The sequence below is a fragment of the Dyadobacter ginsengisoli DSM 21015 genome (assembly GCF_059568735.1).
The window spans coordinates 237162-262108 of sequence record NZ_JCANTY010000007.1 but is presented as its reverse complement, the minus strand read 5'-3'; the positions used below and the strand labels follow the sequence as shown (position 1 = coordinate 262108).

Annotated in this window: 15 protein-coding genes; 7 read left to right on the top strand and 8 right to left on the bottom strand. The window is 49.6% G+C overall.

The window, feature by feature from the left end; genetic code table 11:
- Position 1 precedes the first annotated feature (1 nt).
- The 7 genes from rpoC to BP71_RS25855 all read left to right on the top strand — a co-directional run bounded on the left by rpoC (position 2) and on the right by BP71_RS25855 (position 11348).
- A complete protein-coding gene (gene rpoC, locus BP71_RS25885; protein WP_496384478.1) occupies positions 2–4324 on the top strand; it encodes a DNA-directed RNA polymerase subunit beta' in 4323 nt (1440 codons plus the stop codon).
- A gap of 138 nt (positions 4325–4462) precedes the next feature.
- Positions 4463–4786 (top strand): DUF3467 domain-containing protein, encoded by a 324-nt coding sequence (locus tag BP71_RS25880; RefSeq protein WP_295925969.1) that lies wholly within the window; start codon positions 4463–4465, stop codon positions 4784–4786.
- Between the two features lie 187 nt (positions 4787–4973).
- Complete coding sequence (locus tag BP71_RS25875) at positions 4974–5435, top strand: (2Fe-2S)-binding protein (protein ID WP_295925971.1); 462 nt, start codon at positions 4974–4976, stop codon at positions 5433–5435.
- A gap of 2 nt (positions 5436–5437) precedes the next feature.
- A complete protein-coding gene (locus tag BP71_RS25870; protein ID WP_496384477.1) occupies positions 5438–7582 on the top strand; it encodes a xanthine dehydrogenase family protein molybdopterin-binding subunit in 2145 nt (714 codons plus the stop codon).
- Positions 7583–7715: 133 nt separating this feature from the next.
- Entirely contained in the window at positions 7716–8687 is a 972-nt protein-coding gene (locus tag BP71_RS25865; protein WP_496384476.1) for a hypothetical protein, read from the top strand.
- A gap of 55 nt (positions 8688–8742) precedes the next feature.
- Entirely contained in the window at positions 8743–10683 is a 1941-nt protein-coding gene (locus BP71_RS25860) for a KUP/HAK/KT family potassium transporter (protein WP_496384475.1), read from the top strand.
- Positions 10684–10976: 293 nt separating this feature from the next.
- Complete coding sequence (locus BP71_RS25855; protein WP_496384474.1) at positions 10977–11348, top strand: hypothetical protein; 372 nt, start codon at positions 10977–10979, stop codon at positions 11346–11348.
- A gap of 108 nt (positions 11349–11456) precedes the next feature.
- Here the strand turns inward: BP71_RS25855 and BP71_RS25850 are convergent, their stop codons facing one another.
- From BP71_RS25850 to BP71_RS25815, 8 genes are all read right to left on the bottom strand, one after another.
- Positions 11457–11708 (bottom strand): immunoglobulin domain-containing protein, encoded by a 252-nt coding sequence (locus tag BP71_RS25850; RefSeq protein WP_496384473.1) that lies wholly within the window; start codon positions 11706–11708, stop codon positions 11457–11459.
- Between the two features lie 482 nt (positions 11709–12190).
- A complete protein-coding gene (locus BP71_RS25845; RefSeq protein WP_496384472.1) occupies positions 12191–18079 on the bottom strand; it encodes a DUF8693 domain-containing protein in 5889 nt (1962 codons plus the stop codon).
- A 124-nt stretch (positions 18080–18203) separates the two neighbouring features.
- Positions 18204–18473, bottom strand: a complete 270-nt coding sequence (locus tag BP71_RS25840; RefSeq protein WP_496384471.1) for a hypothetical protein — start codon at positions 18471–18473, stop codon at positions 18204–18206.
- Between the two features lie 36 nt (positions 18474–18509).
- The gene (locus tag BP71_RS25835) at positions 18510–19652 is read right to left on the bottom strand and encodes an NAD(P)/FAD-dependent oxidoreductase (protein WP_496384470.1); all 1143 of its coding nucleotides are present in this window, start codon (positions 19650–19652) and stop codon (positions 18510–18512) included.
- A gap of 65 nt (positions 19653–19717) precedes the next feature.
- Positions 19718–20383 carry a peroxiredoxin gene (locus BP71_RS25830; protein ID WP_496384469.1) on the bottom strand — a complete coding sequence of 222 codons (666 nt, stop codon included), beginning with the start codon at positions 20381–20383 and terminating at the stop codon, positions 19718–19720.
- Between the two features lie 38 nt (positions 20384–20421).
- A complete protein-coding gene (locus BP71_RS25825) occupies positions 20422–20664 on the bottom strand; it encodes a hypothetical protein (RefSeq protein ID WP_496384468.1) in 243 nt (80 codons plus the stop codon).
- Between the two features lie 90 nt (positions 20665–20754).
- Positions 20755–21495, bottom strand: coding sequence for a LytR/AlgR family response regulator transcription factor (locus BP71_RS25820; RefSeq protein WP_496384467.1), 741 nt, complete (start codon positions 21493–21495; stop codon positions 20755–20757).
- Positions 21496–21501: 6 nt separating this feature from the next.
- Positions 21502–24633: a histidine kinase dimerization/phosphoacceptor domain -containing protein gene (locus BP71_RS25815; RefSeq protein ID WP_496384466.1), complete on the bottom strand. Its 3132-nt coding sequence runs from the start codon at positions 24631–24633 to the stop codon at positions 21502–21504.
- Positions 24634–24947 lie beyond the last annotated feature (314 nt).

Here is a 24947-nt window from a genome sequence, read left to right as displayed (position 1 = left end):
TATGTCTTTCAAAAAGAATAAAAAATTAAACAGCGACTTTTCCAGAATGACGATCAGTCTGGCGTCACCGGAGTCTATCCTAGAAAGCTCCTTCGGTGAAGTAACCCAGCCTGAAACCATCAACTACCGGACCTACAAGCCGGAGATGGGTGGTCTGTTCTGCGAGCGCATTTTCGGTCCTGTAAAAGACTGGGAATGTCACTGCGGGAAATACAAGCGCATCCGTTATAAAGGAATTATCTGCGACCGTTGCGGTGTAGAGGTAACCGAGAAAAAGGTTCGCCGCGAGCGCATGGGGCACATTGAATTGGTGGTTCCTGTTGCACATATCTGGTACTTCCGCAGCTTGCCGAACAAAATCGGTTACCTGCTGGGTCTTTCTACCAAGAAACTCGATCAGATCATTTATTACGAACGGTACGCGGTTGTTCAGCCAGGTATCAAAGAAGAGGATGGCGTTAGCTATCTCGACTTCCTGACAGAAGATGAATACCTCGATATCATCGATAAACTCCCACGCGAGAACCAGTTGCTACCTGACACGGATCCCAATAAATTCATCGCGAAAATGGGTGCCGATGCATTGGAAATGCTGTTGAGCCGTATTAAGCTCGACGAACTTTCTTATGAGCTCCGTCACCAGGCTGCTACCGACACTTCTCAGCAACGTAAAGCGGAAGCTTTGAAACGTCTGAAAGTGGTAGAAGCATTCCGTGATGCGAATACCCGTATCGAAAACCGCCCTGAATGGATGGTGATCAAAATGGTACCGGTTATTCCACCAGAATTGCGTCCGCTTGTACCTCTGGATGGTGGTCGTTTTGCGACTTCGGATTTGAACGACCTTTACCGTCGTGTAATTATCCGTAACAACCGTCTGAAACGTCTGATCGAAATCAAGGCACCTGAGGTGATCTTGCGTAACGAAAAACGGATGTTGCAGGAAGCGGTTGACTCGCTTTTCGATAACAGCCGTAAAGTGAATGCGGTACGTTCAGAAGGTAACCGTGCATTGAAATCACTTTCAGATATGCTGAAAGGAAAGCAAGGCCGTTTCCGTCAAAACTTGTTGGGTAAGCGTGTCGACTATTCTGGTCGTTCGGTTATCGTGGTAGGTCCTGAGCTGAAACTGCACGAATGCGGTTTGCCAAAAGATATGGCGGCAGAGCTATTCAAGCCGTTCATTATCCGTAAGCTGATCGAGCGCGGAATCGTTAAAACTGTAAAATCAGCGAAGAAGATCGTAGACCGCAAGGATCCTGTGATCTGGGATATTCTCGAAAACGTATTGAAAGGTCACCCGGTATTGCTTAACCGTGCTCCGACACTTCACCGTTTGGGTATCCAGGCATTCCAGCCTAAACTGATCGAAGGTAAGGCGATCCAGCTTCACCCATTGGTTTGTACGGCATTCAACGCCGACTTTGACGGTGACCAGATGGCGGTACACGTACCACTGGGTCAGGAAGCCGTTTTGGAAGCTTCCATGTTGATGCTTTCTTCACATAACATCCTTAACCCTGCCAACGGTGCGCCGATCACGGTACCATCTCAGGACATGGTTTTAGGTCTGTATTATGTAACAAAAGGTCGCGTAAGCACCCCTGAATATCCGATTATCGGCGAAGGCAAGATCTTCTACGGTCCTGATGAGGTTATCATCGCGATCAACGAAGGCAAGCTTTCGAAACATGCCAATATCAAATGCCGTCTGCGAGTACGTAACGACGACGCGACATTTGAAACCAAATTGGTAGATACAGTAGCCGGACGTATCCTGTTTAACCAGGCTGTTCCCGAGGAAGTTGGTTATATCAACGAATTGTTGACCAAGAAAAAACTTCAGCAGATTATCGGTTTGGTATTCAAGCAGGCTGGTGTGGCGCGTACTGCGCAATTCCTTGATGAAATCAAAGAACTTGGTTTCCAGATGGCCTTCAGAGGCGGTTTGTCGATGGGATTGAACGACGTAATGGTTCCAAGTGAAAAAGAAAAACTCATTGAGCAAGCGAAAGCGGACGTAGAAAACGTCTGGAACAACTATCTGATGGGTTTGATCACGGAGAACGAGCGTTACAACCAGGTGATCGATATTTGGACGCGCGTTAACTCACGCATTACAGAGACATTGATGAAGCAACTGGAAACAGACCAGGGCGGATTCAACTCTATTTATATGATGATGCACTCCGGAGCACGCGGTTCCCGCGAGCAGATCCGTCAGCTGGGTGGAATGAGGGGTCTTATGGCCAAACCTCAGAAAAACATCGCTGGTGGTGCGGGTGAAATCATCGAGAACCCGATCCTTTCCAACTTTAAGGAAGGTCTCGACGTTCTGGAATACTTTATCTCTACCCACGGTGCGCGTAAAGGTTTGGCCGATACAGCGTTGAAAACTGCGGATGCGGGTTACCTGACCCGTCGTTTGCACGACGTTGCACAAGACGTGGTAGTAGTGGAAGAAGACTGCGGCTCGCTCCGTGGTATCGCGATCTCAGCATTGAAAGACAATGAGGATATCGTAGAACCATTGTCAGAGCGTATTCTTGGGCGCGTAAGTGTTCATGATGTATTTGATCCTTTGTCGAACGAAATGATCCTTGCATCAGGCCAGGAAATCACCGAGGAAATTGCTGCTTACATTGATGAAACCAGCATTGAAACCGTTGAAATCCGTTCGGTACTGACTTGCGAAACCCGTGACGGTGTTTGCGCGAAATGCTATGGCCGCAGCTTGGCTTCGGCGTATATGGTAAATATCGGTGAGGCTGTGGGTGTAATTGCATCGCAGTCAATCGGTGAGCCGGGTACGCAGTTGACACTTCGTACGTTCCACGTCGGTGGTACCGCATCCAACATCTCTGTTGAAGCGAATATCAAAGCTAAATTCGACGGGGTGATTGGTTTTGAAGATCTTCGTCTGGTACAGTCTGTTAATTCAGAGGGTGACGAGGTAACCGTAGTAATGGGCCGCTCAGGAGAAGTTAAGATTACAAATCCTGAAACGGGGCAACTGCTGATCTCGAACAACGTACCTTATGGTGCACACCTTTTGGTAAAAGATGGCGACAAGGTTTTCAAAGGACAAGAACTTTGTACATGGGATCCATATCACGCAGTAATCCTTTCGGAATTCACGGGAGTAGTTTCTTTCGATGCAATTGAAGAAGGTATTACATTCCGTGAAGAGTTTGATGAGCAAACAGGCTTCCAGGAGTCGGTGATCATTGAAACACGTGATAAAACCAAAAACCCGGCTATTGTGGTAAAAGGTAAGTCAACGCTGTTGAAAGATCAGACAGAAAAAGGTTATAACCTTCCAGTAGGTGCCCGTTTGGTTGTAAAAGCGGGAACGAACATCAAAGCTGGTCAGCCGCTGGCGAAAATCCCTCGTGTGGTGGGTAAAACCCGCGATATCACGGGAGGTCTGCCACGTGTGACCGAATTGTTCGAAGCACGTAACCCGTCTAACCCTGCAACGGTTTCTGAAATTGACGGTGTGGTATCTTACGGTGGCGTTAAACGCGGTAACCGTGAAATCCATATCGAATCGAAAGACGGAACACAGCGTCGTTATATGGTGGCGCTTTCGAAACACATCCTCGTTCAGGACGGTGACTTCGTAAGAGCCGGTGACCCGCTTTCGGATGGTGCGATCACACCTGCGGATATCCTTTCGATCAAAGGACCGACCGCTGTTCAGGAATACCTGGTGAACGAAATTCAGGAAGTATACCGTCTGCAAGGTGTGAAGATCAACGATAAGCACATCGAATGTATCGTACGCCAGATGATGCAGAAAGTAGAGATCCTGGATGCAGGTGATACCAACTTCCTCGAAATGCAGGCTGTTGACCGTGTCGTATTCCGCGAAGAAAACGACAAGATCCTCGATATGAAAGTGGTTGAAGACGCTGGTAGCTCCGATACGCTGAAACCGGGTATGATCGTTTCGGTACGTCGTCTGCGTGATGAAAATTCAAGCTTGAAACGTCGTGACCTGAAATTGGTGACAGCACGTGATGCGCAGGCTGCGGTTGCAAAACCAACGTTGATGGGTATCACACAAGCTTCTTTGGGTACTGAAAGCTTTGTTTCTGCGGCTTCATTCCAGGAAACTACCAAAGTATTGAGCGAAGCAGCTGTTCGTGGAAAACGCGATGAACTGAAAGGCTTGAAGGAAAACGTGATCGTAGGTCACCTGATCCCTGCCGGTACAGGTATGCGTCAATACGAAAACCTGATCGTCGGATCGAAAGAAGAATTCGATGCGCTTTCCGATTCTCGCGAGAGACAATCACGCAAGAAGAAAGAGTTGGCATAGTCCGATTGAATATAAGTAAGCAAAAGCCGGCCTGCATTAGTGGGACCGGCTTTTTGCTTTTTCAAGCCCGGTATTTTTAGTAATTTCCCCATTAAAAGCAAATTCCCGATCAAGAGGGTAGCTATTCAAAAATCAACAATGGAAAATAAGGAAAACGAACAACAGATTAATGTGGAACTGTCGGAGGAAATGGCGGAAGGGGTATATTCCAACCTGGCCATGATAGCCCATTCCAATAGTGAATTTATTCTTGACTTTATCCGCCTTATGCCCGGCGTTCCCCGCGCGAAGGTAAAAGCCCGGATAATTGTAACGCCGGAGCACGCGAAACGCCTGGTGGCTGCCCTGCGGGACAACATCCAGAAATATGAAGACCAGTATGGACCCATTCCCAATTCTCAGGATAACGAACCTACTTTCAATTTCCCGATCAGTTTCGGTGGTCCGGGTGGGGAGGCCTGATTTGAAGTCATATTGCTCATAATCATTTACTTTGAAAATAAGTAGTTTAGACTTTCATTGATTCTTTGTAACTTGGATAGAAGATCCATAGACTAACGAAAGATTGTCGGATCTTTGAACCTTCCGTTGAAACCGGCCAATCCTGCCGGTCGTCCGATCGAGTTTTACTAGACCCCAATATTTCACCATGGCATTGTTCAAGCTCACAATCAACAACCGTGCGTACAGCGCGGACGTGGAGAACGACACTCCACTCCTCTGGGTACTCAGGGACAACCTGGGCCTGGTTGGCACCAAGTATGGATGCGGTATCGCGCAATGCGGTGCCTGCACTGTTCATCTGGACGGTAAGGCTGTTCGCTCTTGCGTATTGCCCGTTTCAGCAGTAGGTAAGGCAAAAGTGACCACCATTGAAGGACTGTCTGAAAAAGGCGATCACCCGGTTCAAAAGGCGTGGGACGAAGTGGATGTGGCACAATGTGGTTACTGTCAGGCTGGCCAGATCATGACGGCCGCAGCTTTTCTCAAGGAAAAGCCCAAGCCCTCGGAAGAAGAGATCGTTTCAGCGATGAGCGGGAATATCTGCCGTTGCGGAACCTATCACCGGATCCGCGAAGCCGTTAAAGTTGCAGCCACTAAAACAAACTGACCATGAAGACATTAAATGAGACATCGCGTCGGGACTTCATGAAGATCGCGGCTGCGGCCAGCGGCGGTTTATTCCTGGGCTTCAACTGGTCCGACTCGACGGCGGCACCGGTGGTGGTGGATGCGAAACAGATTGCAGCCGGTTCGGTCAAATTCAATAGCTATTTGTCGATCGGCGCGGATAATGTTATTACCATTGTTTCCCCCAATCCGGAAATCGGGCAAGGCATTAAGACTGCATTTCCGATGGTCGTGGCCGAGGAGCTCGATGCCGACTGGAAACTGGTCAAAACGGTGCAAGGTAATTTGGACAATAATCAGTTCGAACGCCAGGTTACGGGCGGTAGCGGTGCTGTTCCACACTCGTGGGAACGCTTGCGCAAGGCTGGTGCCACGGCCCGTCATTTGCTGATTGAAGCAGCCGCGGTGAAATGGAGCGTACCTGCTTCGGAAATTACCACTGCTGACAATAAACTGATTCATAAGGCATCAGGCAAATCAGCGACGTATGGAGAATTGGCGGAAGCAGCAGGTAAGCTCACAGCGCCCAAAGACATTAAATTAAAAGACGAAAAGACATTCAAGCTGATCGGTCAATCAGTCAGGAATGTTGATAACAAGAATATTGCCACAGGTAAGCCGCTTTTTGGCCTGGATTTTTATCGTGAAGGAATGCTTTTCGCGATCATCCAGCGGCCAAAAGCGTTTGGATTGAAACTAAAATCCGTAGACTCGGCCGCAGCGAAGGGCATGCCAGGCATTGTTGACGTCGTTACTTTCGAAAATAGCGTCGCAGTGGTTGGTAAATCGACCTGGCAATGTAAAAAGGCCCGGGAGGCTTTAAAAATTGAATACGAGAAAGCGGCCGATCTGGAAAGCTCGGAAGATCATAACCGCATTTTTTCTAACCTGATGGACCGTGGCGAAGCAACTGTTCGCCGCAAGAATGGCGATGTAGATGCTGCATTCAAGAGCGCTGCGAAGGTGATTAAGGCGGAATATCAGTGTCCTTTCCTGCCGCACAGCCCTCTGGAACCGATGAACTTCTTTGCTCATGTACGCGAGGATGGCGTGGAACTCGTAGGCCCTACGCAAACACCCGATCGGGCACGTGGGGAAGCGGCAAAAATAACCGGTCTTCCTCCGGAAAAAATCACCGTCGAAATCACCCGCCAGGGAGGCGGTTTTGGACGACGGCTTTCTGCTGATTTTGCTATCGAGGCAGTCCACGTGTCCAAACTCGTGAAAGCGCCGGTAAAAGTAATTTGGACGCGGGAGGATGATATGACAGGAGGAACATACCGTCCGGCCGTACGTTATCGCTTCGAGGCTGCATTAGACAAAAACGGTGAGATGATTGGTTATAAATTGAGAGGAGTCGGCATCAACTCTGGCAATCCCACCCGGGAGGACAACTTTCCGTCCGGCTCTGTGGACAACCTCCTGATTGATTCCGTAGAACATAAGTCCGCGATTACAACAGGTCCCTGGCGTGCGCCTATTACCAACTTCCTGGCCTATGCCGAACAGTCGTTTATTGACGAAGTGGCAGAAGCGGCAGGTAAAGATCCGGTTGAGTTCAGACTGGCACTTTTGGAAAAGGCCAAAAAATCACCTGCTGGCGAAGTGAAATATGATGTCGACCGTATGATCGCTGTCATTAAACTGGCGGCTGAAAAAAGCAATTGGGGCAAGAAGAAAGGGGTTCATCAGGGTTTCAGCGTTTATTTCTCTCACCGGTCATATGTGGCGCAGGTAGGGGAGGTGGTCGTGGTAAAAGGCAAACCTACCCTGAAAAACATCATTGCAGCTGTCGATTGCGGCATTGTGATCAACAAGAGCGGTTCCTTGCAACAGGTACGCGGCGGGGTCGTGGATGGTGTCGGTCATGCGATGTTTGGTAACATGACATTCAAAGGTGGCACGCCGGACCAGAGCAATTTCAACGGGTTCAGACTGATTCGCATGAACGAGATACCGGAGGTAGACGTCCATTTCGTCGATAACGGCATTTCGCCTACCGGTCTGGGGGAGCCTGCGTTGCCTCCCGCCGGCGGAGCAGTCGCCAACGCATTTTATAAGGCGACAAAACAGCGTTTGCGAAATCAGCCTTTTATCAATGAAGAGGCGTTTAAAGGCATTTCGTAAGCATTTAATATAGTAAACGTGAGACAGTAAGGTGAAAATGTGATACCACATTTTTATCTTACTGTTTTTATTTAAAGAGGCTGGGGGCAGAAAATGCCCGGTTAATTTTTTTCCTAAACCATTGACATAAAAAATGAAAAAGATCACAGCATTGTTTTCCGCATTAATATGCATCGGCATCACTGCCTTCACGATTGCCGAATTTCCGGAAACTGAAATTTCCAATGGGGTAATCACAGCGAAGTTGTATTTACCTGACGCGAATGAGGGGTATTACCGCGGCGTCCGGTTTGATTGGGCGGGCGTGGTACCCAGTCTTGAATACAAGGGCCATAGTTATTTTGGTGTATGGAATCAGGCTCCGTACGATCCCAAATTGCACGACGCGATCATGGGGCCGGTCGAGGAATTCACACCGCTGAATTTTGATGACGCAAAACCGGGAGAGCAGTTTGTGAAAATCGGTGTCGGCGTGTTGACCAAACCGGACGACAAAAAGTATTCATTCGCGACAAATTACGAGGTTAAAAATTCCGGTAAATGGTCGGTAACCAAGGGTAAGGATCAGGTTGCATTTACGCATGCACTGAAAGATGAAACCGGATATGGCTACAATTATCATAAAACATTGAAGCTGGTGAAAGGCAAGCCGCAGCTCGTTTTGGAACACACATTAAAAAACACCGGCTCGAAGCCTATTGCCGCCAGCACTTACAACCATAACTTTTTCATGATCGACAACGAGCCGTCCAATGAAAATATCCGCATCGTATTTCCTTTCGAAGTGAAAGGCGAGGGCAAAGGCTTTGGCTCGATTATCAATGCAAACGGCAAAGCGCTGACCTATTCAAGGGCGGTTGCCAAGGGCGATCAGGTTTTCAGCGCGGGCCTTCAGGGCTTTGGTCCTATGGCAAAAGACTACGATATCCGCATTGAGAATACCAAAACAAAAGCGGGGGTCAGGATTACCTGTGATCAGCCATTGGAAAAGCTGGTTTACTGGGCCTGTCCGACTACCTCCTGCCCCGAACCCTACATCAAGATCGCCGCTCAACCGGGTCAGGAGATCAAATGGAAGGTTACTTATGAGTTTTATACCTTTTAGCGTGTAGCAGGTGCGGATTTTCCTAAATTCGCACCGCATTTCAACAAACTGGTCAATGGGTTCGCATAAACATCTGGACAAGGCATCGGCTGCCGGTCTTTTGGTCGCATTAGGGATTATTTACGGAGATATCGGAACATCTCCATTGTACGTAATGCAGGCCATTATTGGCACTCATAAAATTACGGATGACGTCGTTTACGGTGCCGTGTCGTGCATTTTCTGGACCCTCACACTGCAGACTACCATTAAATACGTCACACTCATTCTCCGAGCTGACAACAAAGGGGAAGGCGGGATACTCGCATTATTTGCCCTCGTCCGCAGGCGTGCAGCCTGGCTTACGGTACCGGCCATCATTGGTGCCAGTACTTTGCTGGCCGACGGCATCATTACCCCGCCTATTTCGGTTTCGTCGGCGGTAGAAGGTCTGCGGATACTCTATCCGGATATTCAGACCATTCCTATTGTTGTCGGTATCCTGACGCTGCTTTTTATCATACAGGTATTCGGGACAACCATCGTGGGCCGTGCATTCGGCCCGGTGATGATGATCTGGTTCCTGATGCTCGCGGTCCTGGGTATTGCGCAGGTGATCGGCCATCCAGAAATCATGAAATCCCTGAGCCCCTATTATGCCTATCAGCTCCTGGCCCATCATCCGGGCGGCTTTTGGCTATTGGGCGCAGTGTTCCTTTGTACCACGGGCGCAGAAGCGCTGTACAGCGACCTCGGGCACTGCGGGCGGGGGAATATCCGCATCAGTTGGATTTTTGTGAAAATATGCCTGATCCTCAATTATTTCGGGCAAGGCGCTTGGTTGATCGTCCATTCCGGTGATTTGTTGAATGGCAGAAAGCCATTCTATGAAATCATGCCCGATTGGTGGTTGCTGCCGGGTATCGGCATCGCCACGATGGCCGCCATTATCGCCAGTCAGGCGCTGATCAGCGGTTCGTTCACATTGATATCCGAGGCGATCCGGCTCAATTTCTGGCCAAAAGTACGGCTAGTTTATCCCAGCGACCAGAAAGGGCAATTATATGTGCCGAGCGTAAACTGGCTGCTATGGGCGGGATGTGTGGGGATTGTGCTTTATTTCAAAGAATCTTCACACATGGAAGCAGCGTACGGCCTCGCCATCACGCTGACGATGATCATGACGACGATCCTGATGTCAGTCTATCTGTATGTCAAACGTGTCAGCAAATGGATTCTGGCTGTATTTGTTATCATCTATCTCGCTATCGAAGGTTCGTTCCTGGCTGCCAACCTATTGAAATTCACGCATGGTGGCTGGGTGTCCCTGCTGCTGGCTATGGTAATCGGCCTGGTTATCACAGTTTGGCTCAGAGCATATTACATTAAGATGCGGTTGACGGAATTCGAAAACCTCGAAAAGTATATCGGGCCTTTGCGCGAGCTGAGTAATGACATCAGCATACCCAAATACTCGACGCATTTGATATTCATGTCCAATGCGTCGAGGGAAAACGAGATCGAGAATAAGATCATATATTCAATCTTCTACAAAAGGCCGAAGCGTGCGGACATTTATTGGTTTGTGCATGTAGAAACTACCGATGAGCCCTACACCATGGATTACCATGTGAATATCATGGCGGAAGACGATGTGATCAAGGTTACATTCCGTTTGGGTTTCCGAATCGAACAGCGCATCAACCTCTTTTTCCGGAAAGTGGTGGAAGATCTGGTACTCAACAAGGAAGTGGATATTACCAGTCGCTATGAATCTTTGAACCGACAGAATATTACCGGTGATTTCCGGTTTATCGTGCTCGAGCGTTACCTTGCCCTGGAGAACAACCTGCCGTTCATGGAAGAATTGATCATGAAAGTTTATTTTGGGATCAAAAGTATTACAACCTCAGAGGACAAATGGTTTGGGCTCGACAGTAGCTCGGTCAAAGTGGAAAAGGTGCCGCTTGTACTTACTCCTAGCCAGAAAATCCGAATGAAACGGGTATATAGCTAATTTCACAATAGAAATACTTCGCATGAGAAATTGCATCGCTCAAAACCGCGATTTCAAATAGCCCATGTCCACTTTGGGTATTAGCCTACGCAGTTTGTGGACAATTGAATTGGATCAATAAGGTGAAATCTTGCTGGAATAATGTGTTTTGGCGTTACACGACCGCTCGGCAGTGTAAATGGCGGTTATTAAATCTGTGTTTTTCAGCAACTTATCGTGGCTTGTACTGGTATGCTTTTGGTGTATAAGTGGAATTCATTTGTAAACAATTGCTCATTAAACCAGTTTTGACCATGAAATATCTCGCATGTACAGTGGCAGTTCTTCTGGGGATTACAGGAGCATTGGCGCAGACGCCGGTTACGCCCGAGCCATCGGTGCCGCAGACAGTACCAAAAGAAAACCCGATCCCGACCACTGTGCCGGAAACGAAGCCTGAATTTAATGCCCCTCAAACACCGGCGCGACCAGCGCAGATACCATCTGAGGATACACTCATTAAAGGACAGAAAAGTTCAGGGGCGGTGATTCACGATACATTAATCCCGTCTGATGATAAAAGGAAACAACGTGCTGAAAGAAGAAAAAACCGGAAAGGCACCGCAGAAACGAGCGATACGACATCTAACAATTCGTCTGCCGACCCGACAAGGAAGCCCGAGTGAACATTAACAACGGAACTTAAAGTAAAAGCCCGGAGGAGAGTCCGGGCTTTTGGTTATAGCGTCGTGAAGAAATGCGTAAAGGGCTTGAATGTAATGGAGGCAGAAGGGTCAGATTACCTTAGTGGTATAAACTGCCGGTTCGAGGTCATCTTCCCAAAAAGGTTGGGTAATCACGGCCTTGTTTTCATTGATCCACGTGCACCATACTTTGCCACTGAAAACCCGCCTGGCGGTGGGGCGGGTCACCACGCCGTTAGAATGATTCGTTGCTTCGACAATCTGGTATTCGTCAACCTGCATGAGCTGGTTGCCGTCTTTTGCTCTTACCCAATCGCCCTTCATAAACTTAAAAGTATCCATTGGTCTTGAAGTTATTTTTTCATGGATACCGGAGTTTCAAATCTTATGCCATGATTTATACAATTTCAAGTGCCGGCCGGGCCAAGGAAATCCTATCGAATTAACTGGTAGAAATATTTCAACAAGTTTTGGAAATTGACCGACCCGGGAGCCACTGGTTCCGGAAGGAAAGTGGTGGAATGGAAGATTGCCCCTTTCAGTATTTTGAGGGTTAATATGCTCAGGATAATGAGCGATGTGACCGATAGATTTTGGAGGAGAATTTTTACTGTTGTTGGCCTTTTCTTTTCCATTTGCGAAACTGATAATGACTATGCAAAGGTCGCAGTCCAAAAGCGCGCATGGAAATTCAATTTGGTTATGATTGATAACCAGAAGTTATAATTAAGGCCATGGTCGAATACACGATGTTAAGTGAGTGGCGTTTTACCGGGAAGCGGGCTTTGATCACCGCCCGTGGTAAAACGCCACGTTAAACTGTACTACATCAGGGGTAGTTTCCTGTGGATGGTGCCGCGGCTGGTCTGTACCTGCACTACGAAGATACCGGCAGGTACTCCGGATAAATCGACGGTAGGAGTCCTTGATACCGCTACTACCCGGCCTGAAAGGCTGAAAACAGTAATCTGTTCAATCGTTTCATCCGTTTTGACGTATGCTTGCCGGGCGGCATCTGCCCATACGATCAGGCTTTTATCCTGGTTTTCGTATTGTACCGCCTGAACGCGGGAATGTTCGGTGGTCCCGTTGAAATCCGTCTGGCGGAGGCGGTAGTAGCTGAGACCCGGCCTTGGGTTTTCATCCCTGAAAGCATAATCCTTGATTTGCGAGGTAGTGGCATGTCCATCCACAAAACCAATATCCTCCCATTGGAGTCCATTCGAGCTGCGTTCGATATAAAATCCCGCATTGTCGGTTTCTGAAACCGTGCGCCATTGCAATTGTATCGCCGGACCGGCCGCACGTGCTGTGAACGCAACTAAATGGACGGGCATAGCAGGCGAATAGAGCAGCTTTACACTCACAGGCGAGTAAATGACGAACCAATTTTGAGGCAGGCCGGAAACGGAGCTGAACTCACCCGATACCGATGTGGCGGTGAGGATCGTTACTTCGTCACCTTCGACCGGGGTAAAATTGACGGACACCAGCAGTGTTCCTCCCAATGTGGCTGTTCCCGTCACCGCTACCTGGTCGAAATTTATGCCTGCCGTACCTGTTCCGTTTACCTCCATATCCATAATACTGCCACTGAAATCCTGGCTATCAGAGAAAGCCAGCTGACCGGGAGAGTAGCCTGGCGACAATGTTCCGCCCGCATGCGTAAAAGCCGACGCGGCGATCTGCCCTTTGGCCTTGAAAGTGCCATCGGTGTTATTGTTGAAACGGCCGGTTCCTTGCTGCATGAGCAGGTTTGCTATCGCGCTGACGCCACCGATTGTGACCTTCCCTGCATTGTTAAATGTGTTATTTTCCAGGAAAATGCCTTCGCCGGCATTGTCAACCCTGATATTTCCACCTGCATGATTCGCGAATGCCGTCTGGTTACGGATACCATAAGCTCCAACCCCTGCTACCGAGCCGATGGTGATGGCTGCGGCATTGGTAAATGTCCCATTGAAATTGCGAAGCGCTGCCAGCGTTGTCCGGTCGATGCGGATATCGCCGCCCGCATCGTTTTTGAACCCACTTTCATTGAAAATACCATGAACACCTACGTTGGCATTAGCGCCGATGGTAATGGCACCGCCGTTGGTGAATGTACCTTTGAACTGGTAGATTCCCGTATCGGTGGCCCGGTCGATCCGGATGTGACCACCTGCTTTGTTCACCAGAAACGACTGGTTCTGAATTCCGTAAGTCCCCGTGCTTCCCACCGATCCGATCGTCAGGTTTGCTTCATTCGTGACCGTACCGTTGAAAACTCGAAGCCCGGCGAGCGACGTGCGATCGATTTTGATGTTTCCTCCCGCATTGTTATAGAAAACCGACTCATTGAAGATGCCGTGAACACCTGCGTTGGCAGTGGCCCCGATCGTGATGTCGGCCGCGTTCGTGAAGGTGCCTTTCAACTGATAGATCCCGGTATCAGTCGTTTGGTCGATCCGTATATCTCCGCCGGTATTATTGTTGAAGGTCTTCTGGTTGGAGATGCCATACTTGCCTGCTCCTGCGCCCCCGCCTATCGTGATCCTGGATTCATTGTTAAAAGTATCCCCGAGATGTACGATAGCGATACTGCTGGAACGGTCAATGGAGATCTTTCCGCCGGCAGTATTTGAGAAATTTCCCAAGTCGGCTGTTTCGATCCCGTAAAGTCCGACAGCAGCCGATGCCCCGATGGTGATGTCGGCCTCATTGCTGAAAGCAGATTTGGTGAAAATAGCCGCCTCAGTGGTATTGTCGATTTTAATGTTACCACCAGCATTGTTGTTGAATGGCCCTTTTGTATCGATACCATACTTGCCAACGGAGGCCAATGCCCCGATTGTAATGCCCGATATGTTGGTAAAAGTAAAGGCATTATCGATGGCTGTCATGTTCGTTCTGTCAATGCTGATCGTGCCACCTGTATTATTTAAAAAGGTGGCTTGTAACCTCATTCCATAGTCTCCTCCCGAAACCGCTTCTCCAATGACGATTGTGCCTAAATTGTTGAATGCCCCGCCCTCATGCCGAAGCCCGGTCGGAAGTACTGATGCGGGGCCGCTGACACGGTCGATCCGGATTACGGCACCACTATTATTACTAAAATTACCGCTGACAAACAGTCCAAACCTTCCCACCGATTCCGTACCGCCGATCGTGATCGTCCCATCGTTGACGGCTGTCCCGCTTGATTCGATCCCCTGGTTGCCTGTGCGATCTATGGATACCGATCCTGTGTTTATGAAAGTGGCGTTCGCATTACGCAATCCGGTTGTACCCGGTTTGCTCACAGCGCCTAGAATAATGCTTCCATCGTTAGTCAGTGTGTCGGCTCCGATATTAATGCCAAAGTTGGCGACATTGTCAATCCTCAGGGTTGCGGCGGCTTTGTTAACGAAAGCCCCCCACGCGTCCAGCCCGGTCGCGCCGGTCGCGGCGGCCGATCCGATCGTGATATCGGCCGCATTGGTGAAGGTGTCTTTATCATGGTAGATGGCGATCTTGCTGGTGTTGTCCACATGGATGTTCCCGCCGTCATGGTTGTCAAACTTGCCCATGTTATAGATACCATTTGCTCCTGCACTCGCCGCAGCACCGATGGTAATGGCTGCGGCGTTGGTGAATGTCGCGTGTACAGACTTTGCTTCGTCAAGATTGTTCATTAGTGCCCTGGCCGAGGAACGGTCGATATTGATATTTCCACCGGTATTGTTGTTAAAAACCGCGTCGTTCCAGATTCCATGCAATCCCACGGGGCTGTTGCCTCCGATCGCGATGTTTGCATTGTTGGTAAATGTGCCTGCCGCGTTGAAAAGACCGGTATCCGAAGTGCTGTCGATGCGGATATCTGCGCCTGCCAGGTTATTGAAAATCCCCCGGTTTACGATAGCGTAACTTCCCACACCACCGTCGGAGCCCAGAATGAGCTGGCCGTTATTGCTCACGGTACCACTGTTATTCAAAGCCGCTGTGAAATTGAAAGGCGCCGTGTATGTACTGAATCCGTTGATTGTGAGTTTCCCCCCTGAACTAATGGACAGGGATCCCTCCGCCTCTATACGTACGGCATAAGCAATTACGTTTTGGCCGTTACCTATCACTGGATCATGGGTGGATACATCCGGGATGACTGCTTCGGTATAAATATCCGGTACACCAGGCGACCAGTTGGCTGCATTATTCCAGTCCGAACTTACATTGCCCGTCCAGGTGGTGTGATCCGATACGAATTTATATGTGAATGGCACGATGAACACGCAAGAGCCTCCTACGGGAGTGATTTTGGCGTACAGGGAGTGATCGCCGATACCCAGTGACAGGTCTGGAACAAAGTTATCGGGAGCCGTGAAAGTTCCTGCCGATTGCGTCGCTTCGCTGTCTTTGAATATGCCGCTGATGGTTCCTGAGAAGCCACTGCCCAGACTGAAAATAGGTGCGGACTTGTCGTGAACGATCACCTGATTGTTGGTGACGGCGCCGGTAATGCTGCCGTATTTTAGTGTCCCGTCGTTTGCAAACATGCCTTCATTGGTCAGGGCATTGATAATGTGGGCGAAGCCGTTATTGGTCATTGTTTTGGATAAATCATTTTTCAGATCACCGCTCAATACCACGATCTTCGCACAACTTCCGTTGGTGAAGTCGCCCGCATTCAGTAAACCAAAATCGGCTGTAAGGGCTGCCGTTCCCAGCGTAAGTACACCGTTGTTCTGCACAGTACCCGCATTGTAAAAGACAGTTGCTGCGCCGGAGAGGATCTTCGTATTGTGGACGGTCAGGCCGGCTGTGGATGCGATCGTAAGGGTAGCACCCGCTTGCACCTCTATGGTTTTGGCGTGCGCAGCTATTCCGGGGCCGATCACCGGCGCGTTTGCCGCAGCGGGAATGACTACTTCGTTGTTTTGTGTAGGTACGCTCGCAGGCGACCAGTTGCAGGGCGTATTCCAGTCGGTGTCCGTCAACCCCGTCCATGTGAGTGGGGTTGTGACATTGGTAGCGGGCACACAGGTAGCACTGCCTTCCCCGGCTATCGTAAAGGTATAAGGGTCTGCATTTGAGTCGTCGCTGGCAATGCTTACAACCGCAGTTTTTGCACCTACTGAACTGGGGTCAAAAGTAATTTCGAACTGGCTTGTTCCTCCGGCGGCTATTGTCGCCGCAGGCTGACTTGTGATCGTAAAATCAGAAGAACCACTCAGGCTCACTATTGGCGTGCCGGTTAGCGTGAGGGCTTCGTTTCCCTTATTTTCTATCGTAAAACTGCGTGCGGCATTGCCGATAAGCGTGAGAACCGGGCCAAAGTCAGTGAAGTTATAATCGACGGGATTGCTGTCGCCATTGGCTATATTGTTGCCGTTACCTTTCACATTGATGTCGGGTCCCGGTGCGGTATATGTGTATGTAAACGGAACAATGTAGCTGCACGCGGCGCTTTGGGGCGTTATCCTGGCATACAGCGTGTGGCTTCCGTCGGCCAGGCCCTCCGGCACGAACTGATTGGGCGCTGTGAAAGTCCCGGCCGATTGCGTCGCTCCTGCATCCGTAAAAATTCCGTTGACGGTTCCTGAAAAACTGTCTCCATAGGCAAAAATTGTCGCAGGAGCATCTCTGACGACCAGAGAATGGTTGAGGTACGGTTCCGTGAAAGATCCATATTTTAAAACGCCATTGTTCGTAAATGAGCCATGGTTGGCCAGATTGTTCTTTACCTGCACAAGTCCGGCGTTGATAATCGTCTTCGAAGCCGAATTGGAAAGGTTACCGGCGAGGACAAGCAACTTACCGCATTCGTTGATGGTCATCGGAGCGTCATTTTGCACGCCATTAGGTCCAACACCTGCGACTGCACCGATCGTAACCTGACCGCTGTTGATGAAGGAACCGGATGCATGGTACAGTCCTGCTTGTGCTGAACGATCGATGTTGATATTACCGCCACCCGCGTTGTCGAAGTTGCCGAGGTTTTCGAGTCCAAAATTGCCTATACCGATCGTCGCGCCGATCGTAATGCCTCCGGCGTTATTAAAGGTCGCGGTTCCCGCACCGGCGGGGTTGAAGTTATTCATCAGGCCGATGAGCGTCGTTTGGTCGATCTGGATCGTTCCCGCGCCATTGTTTTGAAAAGTGCCATCGTTCCAGATACCGTGCTGACCGAAACCGGTTCCGTTGCCGATCGTGATGCTACCGTCATTGGTGAAAGTGCCTGAAGCATTATAAATTCCGGTATTAGCCCAGCGATTGATCTCAATGGATCCGCCGGTATTATTGTTAAATGTCTGTTGATTGACTAATCCGTGTATTCCCACACTGGATGTCGAACCAAGTACGATGCTTCCGCTGTTCGTAATCTCCCCCAGGTTGTTCAGGGCTGCTGTGAAAGCGGCGGGTGATGCGAAAGAAGCCGATCCATTGATCGTCAGGCTGCCCGATGCCTGAATCGTAAGCGAGCCGGCTGCCTCTACCAGTACCGATTTGGCCACTGCTGCGGTCGTGCCGGATATGACCGGATCATTCGGGCCATTGGCGATCGTGACGCTGACGTTGGCGTCCGGTACACCTGCCGACCAGTTGGCTGCATTGTTCCAGTCTGTATCAGTGCTGCCATTCCATTGAGTCTGCGCCAATGCCCCTGACATCGTTATCAGCAGCACAGGCAAAGCCATGATCAGCTGCCGCAACGCAGTCTTCCTGATGATCGCGGAAGCAAGTATAGTTCTTGTCATTTCAATATATTTTTTAAACAGGAATGTACCAGGCTGACGCATTGCGCTGCGGGCCTGGTACTTATTTCATGTATCTGATTATCAGATATAATTCAAATATTAACGTTGAGTAAATTTTATGCAGTCACTCCTCCGCATACTGCATCACGTCCTCCACCCGGAATTTCACCAGTTCGACGATCTGCGCCTGCGGTCTCATCAGCGGTGGAATGGCTTGGAGCACCTGCTCCTTATTATCGAAATCGTAGATGAACCACATCTTGTGGACGCCGTCCTTGCATCCCCAATGCGCCTTTGAAATGATGTGCGATCCGGAACTTAAAAACACGTTGATCACGTGCATGCAATCCGAAACCTTTTCAGAATGAGGTATTTCAACCAGATAAGTAGGCATATTTTTGAAGTTTACAGGTTTAAGATTTTTCCCGGTTTACAAACCAAACCAGCGGCTTACCCGGCTGGTACCGAAATGCTCCTTGTCGATGGCGAGATCCACCGAAGCCGTGGTATACCGCCCGGCGGGGACAGGCCCCGAAAAGAAGTCGACACTGACCTGTCCCACACGCCCTTCACCAAACTCGATATAGCAGACGCCATTGCCTTTGTAAGATTCAGGCTCTTCCCCGCGCTCGAAATCTGCGATGATCGAAGCTGCCGCTACTTTGGCCGCCCCTTCCGCAAACACACCCGCCTTGGGTGTGCCTACGCTATTCACATCTCCGATCGCGTACACGCCTGGGTATTTTGTTTTCAAATTGGTTTTAGAAACCGGGACCCAACCATTCTCGGTCATGCCACTTTCCTCCACCACCCCGGGAACGCGGTGTTTGGGGATACCCAGAAAAAGATCGAACGGTATTTCTTCACCATCGTCGAGTATGGCGAGCTTCCTGGAAGGGTTGATGCTCCTGACCACATGTTTCGGGATGAAACGGATGCCGCGTTTTGCGAAGGCGTCGAGGAGCGCCACAGAGGTATCGGGAGAAGGTGGAATGGGTACGCCAAACGGCATTACGATACTGATCTTACAATCCTGCCGGATGCCACGTTTCAGCAGGTAGTCATGCATGAGCAATGCGGCCTCGCTTGGTGCGGGCGGGCATTTGAACGGAGCCGAGCATACGCCCACGATCACGTGTCCTCCGGAGAATCCGGGGATTACTTTGTGCAGGCGTTCGGCTCCGGCAAAGGAGTAGAATTCGTTTCCACCCTCCGCCAAACCCGGTGTGGCGGCCACGTCATAATCGGCACCCAGTGCTACAACCAGAACGTCGGCCTCATACGCCGTACCACTTTTCGTACCGACGCGCTTTGCAACCGGATCGATTTGTGTTACCGTGTCCTGTATGAACCTGACGCCCGGTTTCACGATATTTTTATAGTAAACCCTTACCTGTTCGGCGGTTTTCTGGCCAAACATGACGTCGAACTTGGAGAAGCCAAAGTAGAACGAATCACTTTTATCGATCAATGTGAGATCGAGGTGCTCACCGATCCTTTCAGAAAGCACGGTGCTAAGTTCGAGGCCCCCGAAGCCCGCACCGAGTACTACCACCCGTAATTTTGCTGCCATATGCTATGGTTGCTTTTTCTGTTTCATGAGCAGAGAGACGGCCGGAGACCGACCGTCCGCTTCTCCTAGTTTTTACCTGGCTGCGGAACAATACGCAGGTATGGTTTGAGCGTTTTCCAGCCTTCCGGATACTTTTCCTTTGCCTCTGCATCGGATACCGCCGGAACGATGATCACATCATGGCCATCCTGCCAGTTCACAGGCGTCGCCACTTTATGTTCGGCTGTAAGTTGCATGGAATCCAGTACGCGGAGTATTTCATGGAAATTACGTCCGGTGGTCATGGGGTAGGTGAGGTTCAGTTTAATCTTCTTGTCGGGTCCTACTATGAAAACAGAGCGTACGGTCTGGTTAGTAGCCGCCGTTCTGCCTTCGGAGGTACCTGCCTCCTCTGCCGGGAGCATGTCATAGAGTTTTGCAATGGCGAGGTTGGGATCGCCGATCATGGGATAGTTCACAGCGTGTCCCTGTGTTTCCTCGATGTCTTTTTCCCATCTTAAATGGCTTTCTACGGGATCTACACTCAGACCTATCACTTTACAATTCCTTTGCCGGAACTCCGGTGCGAGTTTAGCCATGTAGCCAAGCTCTGTCGTGCAAACGGGCGTAAAGTCCTTGGGATGTGAAAAAAGGATCGCCCAGCCTTCGCCGATCCATTCATGGAATTGGATAGGGCCCTGGGTCGTATCGGCTTGGAAATCGGGAGCGATGTCGTTTAATCTTAAACTCATGGTATTGAGAGGTTATTGGTTTTGAAGCAGACAAATAGTCAGATATCGAAGAATACAAACCGCTTTTTACAGGTTTCGCATTCGTAGGTTGCAGGCTTGATCGTCCCCAGCGAAATCAGTTTCGCGAGTTGTCCGGCTAAAGATTTCTTATTGGAAATGATCAGGTTTCCCCCGCAGGCGGTGCAGCGGATTCCAAGAACGGTTCGTTTAATAATGATTTTGTCCAGGTCAAGCAATCCCATAGCACTGGTAAATCTGGCTTTGAATGAGCGTACGGCCAAAAAATAGGGATGAACGTGCCTGAAAAGGGACGAATGGCAGGAACTTTGGGAATGGGGGCTGGCAGGAAAAGGTAGTACCGGCAGCGGAGATCAGGAGTGTTTTATGCCCAATGCACTAAAAAGCGCTTCGCGGTAAGATTTGCCGATCGGGATTCTGGCACCCTGGAGCGCAAGCTCGGCGGGGAAAATGTCATCGATGAGGTTGATGTTTATGGAAAAGCGCCTATGGACCCGGATGAATCTGTTCGGCTCCAGTTGCTCCATAAAATCGTTGATGGTGGAGCGGACCATCACTTTTTTTTGAGATGTCAGATGAAGGAGAATATAATTAGCTTCACTCTCGAGGTAAAGCAACTCATCCAGGAGTATTTTCCTGAAAATATAGCCGTCCTTCACAAACATGAAATTTTTGGTGTGATAGGAAGCGGCTTTTTCTGACCTGGGACTGCTTTGATTGCCCGTGAAATTATGGAAGGCGATTTCAATGGCGGCATACAATTCCTCCTTGGTGAAGGGTTTTACGATGTAGGCATGCGGTTTCAACTTTTTAGCACGGTCGATCGTTTCAATATCGCTGTTGGCGGTGAGAAAGATAAATGGAAGGTTGTACGATTCGTTCAGTTTTTCAGCTACATCGAAACCATCTTTCCGGCCAGCCAGCTGAATGTCCAGTAACACCAGGTCCGGCTTCTCGCTCTCGATGATCTCGATGGCTTCGGTGTAGTTGATGGCCGGGCCGCAATGCGAATAACCCAGTTCATCTAGCGTACTCAATATCGTCCGGGCAATAACAAGTTCGTCTTCTACAACTCCAATTTTCAGAAATGCCATGAGATGTTAGTCTTGGTTCTTACGCACGTCGCGGTTGGTAAAGTTAATGGTAAACTTAGCTCCATTTTCGGTTACATACTGAACTTTTCCCCCGATTTGCCTGCTCAGATCGCTAACCAGCTGTAAACCGAGGGTATTGGCTTTGCTAAGATCGAAATCGGACGGTAACCCGGGACCATTGTCAGCGTATGATAACCTGTATCTGCCATCTTCTGTCGAAATGATCTCAATGGCGATCTCTCCGGTTGGAACGTTGGCGAATGCATATTTGAATGAATTTGAAAGCAATTCATTTAAAATCAACCCCAGCGGTACAGCGGAATCGATATCCAGGAGCAGATCGGGAACGTCGATCGTTAAGGTTACGACCTTTTGTTTTTGAAATACGCTCTGAACTTGTCTGCAAAGGTCGTTGACAAACAATTTAAGGTCGATGGTGCTGAGGTTTTCGAACTGGTAGAGATTCTGGTGGATCAATGCGATACTCCTGACCCGGTTACGGCCTTCCTGTAATGCCTCTCTGGCCGTTTCATCGGTCAGGGTTTTGCTTTGTAATTCAAGCAGGCCGGATATTACCTGCAGGTTGTTTTTCACGCGGTGGTGGATTTCTTTCATCAACACATCCTTTTCTAGCAGCAGGGCCGATTGTTCGGTGAGCGACTGTTTGAGCTGCACAGTCCGTTCATTTACAGTTTCTTCCAACTTCTTTTTATCCCTGGCCAGCTGTTTGAGCCTTAACCGGATGATCAGGTAAACACCAAGAAGAAACAGGCAGGCGACGGCCAGGATGAACCACCATTGCAGGTAAACGGGTTTCAGGACGGCCAATGGGATGCTGAGTTCACGCCGATTCCATGCGCCTTCCCGGTTTTGAGCCTTGATGCGCAACGTGAAGTCACCATAAGGCAACCCGCTGATACGGACGGAATTTTCATTGATATAATTCCAGTTTTTGTCGAGTCCTTCAATTTTATAGGCATACCGGTGGCTTTCATCCTTGGTGAAATCCAGTAGCTGGAAGTCGAGCGTAAAGAACTTGTCATCGGGTTCCAGCACGATCCGGGGATTCCGCAATAGTTCGCTGGTTTTGTTGATCAGCTCGTTTTGCGAGCCGACAAACTGGTTGAATGCGATGATTCGCAAGGGTACCTCCGAGCCGGTGACGTCATTCCTGAAATCACGGGGATTAAGTGCATTGACACCATTCAACCCGCCAAAAAACAGCCGGCCGTCGGCAGCCCTGAACGAGGAGGTGCGGTTGAATTCATTGTGAGAAATGCCATCGATTGTTGTATAGGTATTAACTGAGAAGTTATTCCGGTTAAAACGGATCAGGCCGTAATCCGAACTGATCCAGAGGTTTCCGAATTCGTCCGGCTCGATGCGGTAAAGGATGTCGGATGGAAGACCGGCCGTGATGTTGAACTGGCTGGCCGCGTTAGTTTCAGGATCCCAGCGGTAAAGTCCTTCCCCGTTGGTGGCCAGCCAGAATACACCACCGGGGTCCTGGTATGCATCCAGCAGGCTAAGCCCGTCTACAAAAGGGGACCGAAGTTTGGTCATGGCCAGGCCGTGACCGGTTTGGGAAGCGGGCTGGCGGGCGAGTTTGTAAAGGCCATTCTCCGCCACCGCCCATACGATACCGCTTCTGTCGGTAAAAAACCGGTAGACGAATTTAGCCACTGGTGTGGTTGCCGAAGCCATCGGCAGCGAATCGAACCGATTGGTACTGGCATTGAAAATCGAAAAGCCGGTAGACCTGCCCAGGAGCAGAATGCTGTCGTTTAATGAATGCATCGACCATATTTCAGAGCCATAACCTCCGGGAATTTTTATGGCCTTGTTTTTCACCTCATCATACACCGAGAGGCCATAGCCGCCGGTATACAACCGGGACCGGTGCCTCACCAGCGCGTAGTTGATGAAGTCGTTCCGGTTCGCCCGGATCTGCCCTTTTTCCTGGTCGAATGTGTGCGTCCATATGTTTGCGATCACCTTTCCGTTCCGGTCGGCGTAGATGCCCCGGGCCTGGCTGTTGGGTTCGATGGATTGCTGGCTGATGGAAAAGTAGGGATTGAACCGGTTTTTCCTGAGTCTCAGCTGGATCACGCCCAGCGAGGTACACGCCCAAAGGTTGCCAAGCGAATCCGGGAAGAGCCGGTATATAAACAGGTTCTCGAACCCTTTCAACTCCGACTTATCAATCACCTTTACGAATGCTTTGCTATTCCAAAGGTAAAGTGCATCGGAAGGAATGTACAGCATAGACGCCAGGCCGTCGGCTGAGGGGCAAACCTGGAACCAATATTTTCCTGTTATCTGGTCCAGGCTGTACTTTGCGAGTTCTGTTGCGGGCAAAAGCTTGCCGGAAGCAGTCAGCTTATCTACCACGAATTCCTCGGTATTGGTAGCTGTGTTATAGGTGATCAGCAGCTCATTCTGGTCGGTAAAGCCGATGGGCAGTGACCGCAATACCGCATGTTGCTGAAAAGCGACCACAGTATCGCTGGTGACGAGATATTGTTTTTTCTGATTGTTCAGTTTCAGCAAAGCTTTTCCCTGCATGAAACTGGACACGGCGCCGGTAGACCGATGGTCAAGCGAGGAATCTACGGTATCCCAGGTTTTCATTTCGCAACGCAGCCTGAAACCGCGTTTGGAAGAATATTTCCAGAACCGGAAAGGAAAGGCCGTCAGGAAACTGACTTCGCCGGTGCCGTCATTGGCGATCCAGTATACATCCCGCTCTTTGAAAGGCATGTCGGGAAAGGCCGCAGAGAGTGTTTTTACCTCTTGTGTGACTGTGTTCATGACATCCACCTTTCCATTGGTTGTAAGCTGAAACCCCGTGCTGCCGTATTCGATGAAGAGATTGTCGGCATCATCCCTGGCCAGCTGCACGACTTTATTGTCCTGAAGTTTATTGCGCTGACGGGTAAAAAGCAGCGTGTTGTTGCCGTCAAAGCGGTTTAAGCCATTTCGTGTACCAAACCAGAGAAAACCGGAAGAGTCCTGCAGACCACAGAACACCTCATGGGAGGCAAGCCCGTTTTCGACGGAAAATAAGCGCTTGGTGATAGTGTATCCGGAGTTCGAACGAGTCGGATCACTCTGGCCCGCCATTGTGTGTGCACTCATTATCAAAGCTGTAAACACGAGGCAGCGGATCAGCAGGGAAGCATTGCGTAATCTTGGCGGCAGGCAGGAACGGGTCATTTGCAACGGGAAGAAACGCGCTATTGTTCGATGAAAATCAACAAGTAACATCCATTTTGGATTTCGACACGGAACGGGGATCCAATAATAGTTGAATCAGCAATAATACATAAAGTAGCAGCAAATCAATGCAGGACAGGCAGATAAAGGCAAAATCTGCGAAGGGAGCGCGGGGAATATATTTGAAATTTTATACTCTATAAAATCTATATACTTTATAAAATTTATATATTTAC